Source organism: Roseateles sp. P5_B10 (genome assembly GCF_056400485.1).
This window is the reverse complement of sequence record NZ_JBFULE010001002.1, coordinates 1-1689: the sequence shown is the minus strand read 5'-3', so window position 1 is coordinate 1689 and position 1689 is coordinate 1. Positions and strand designations below refer to the sequence as shown.

The following is a 1689-nucleotide window of genomic DNA, read 5'->3' as shown; positions in this document are numbered from 1 at the left end:
GCCCTACGTCACCGAGGCCCTGGCCGCGGTGGCTGCGGGCCGCAAGGTCGAGAAGGCGTCGACGCGGCCCTATGGCTGCAGCGTCAAGTACGCCAGCTGATTTCGCCTAGAAGACCGACAGCCCCGTCTTCGCGACGAACAGTTCCAGCGCCCGGCGGCCCAGCAGGGAGTTGCCGGTGTCGTCCAGCGCTGGCGACCAGACGCACAGCGTGAGATGGTCGGGCACCACGGCGACGATGCCGCCGCCGACGCCGCTCTTGCAGGGCAGGCCGATGCGGAAGGCGAACTCGCCTGCGGCGTCGTAGGTGCCACAGGTCAGCATCAGCGCATTGACCCGGCGCGTCTGCGCCGTGCTGAGCACGGGCGTGCCGGCCAGCGGGTGGCGGCCGTCGCGGCACAGATAGCCGGCGGCGCAGGCCACCTGTTCGCAGCTCATCGCGATGGCGCATTGATTGAAGTAGACGTCCAGCACCGTGGCGACGTCGTTGTCCAGCGTGCCAAAGGCCTTCATGAAATTGGCCAGCGCCGTGTTGCGAAACCCGGTGTCGGCCTCCGAGCGCGCCACTTCGGCGTCGATGCGGACGGTCTCGCCGCACAGCCGGCCCAGCAGCGCCAGCAACTCGGCCTTGGCGTCGCCCTGCGACACCAGCCGGTCCGCCACTGCGATGGCACCGGCATTGATGAAAGGGTTGCGCGGGATGCCGCGCTCCGTCTCCAACTGCACCAGCGAATTGAACGGGCTGCCAGAGGGCTCGCGACCGATGCGGTCCCACATGGCCTCGCCCAGCGCGCGGATGGCCAAGGTCAGCGAGAACATCTTGGACATGCTCTGGATGGAGAAGGGCACGGCGCTGTCGCCGGCCGCCGCCGTCTCGCCCGCACAGGTACGCAGCGCGATGCCGAACTGCAGCGGCGACACCCGCGCCAGCGCCGGGATGTAGCTGGCGACCTTGCCGCCGGCCGTGGCGAGTTGCGGGCGCAGTTCGGCGTTGATCTCGTCGAGGATGAGCTGGAGGTCCATGGCGGCCATTCTGGCCCGGGACAATGCTTCACCCATGCAAGCTCTGCTCGACGTCATCGCCGCCTCGGCGGCCCTTCCCCAGGGCGCTCAACGCCTCTTCCACGGCCGCGGCGGCCTGCATCCCGGCTGCGAGCACCTGACGCTGGACGCCTACCCGCCTGCGCTGCTGCTGACCAGCTTTGAGCCGCTGGCCGACGAGGCGCTGGCTGCCATCGGTGCGGCGATCATGGCGCGCTGGCCTGAGGCGCCCTGGGTCTTCCAATGCCGCCAGGACGGCGGCCGCGTTCAGACGCGCCTGATGGCCGGCACCCTGCCCGAGCCGCACGTCGTCAGCGAGGCTGGAGTACCCGATACACGCTACCTCGTGCACCTGCTGCGCGGCCAGAACCATGGCCTCTTCCTCGACATGGCCGAAGGCCGGCGCTGGGTGCGCGAGCAGGTGCAACCGGGCGCCAAGGTGCTCAACCTGTTCGCCTACACCTGCGCCTTCTCGGTCGTGGCGCTGCAGGCCGGCGCGGCCGAGGTCGTCAACGTCGACATGGCCTCGGGTGCGCTGGCCATCGGCCGTACCAACCATGAACTCAACGGTGTGAAGGCGGGCGCCAGGTTCCTGGCACATGACATCTTCAACTCCTGGGGCAAGCTGACCCGCGGCGGGCCCTATGACC

Annotated in this window: 2 protein-coding genes; one reads left to right on the top strand and one right to left on the bottom strand. The window is 69.3% G+C overall.

What is annotated here, in order from left to right; all coding sequences use genetic code 11:
* Positions 1–106 precede the first annotated feature (106 nt).
* Complete coding sequence (locus tag AC1DU6_RS30170) at positions 107–1021, bottom strand: glutaminase (protein WP_477861725.1); 915 nt, start codon at positions 1019–1021, stop codon at positions 107–109.
* Positions 1022–1055: 34 nt separating this feature from the next.
* Between AC1DU6_RS30170 and AC1DU6_RS30165 the strand changes: the two genes are divergently transcribed.
* The coding region (locus AC1DU6_RS30165) for a class I SAM-dependent methyltransferase (protein ID WP_477861723.1) at positions 1056–1689 on the top strand (634 nt) is incomplete at its 3' end.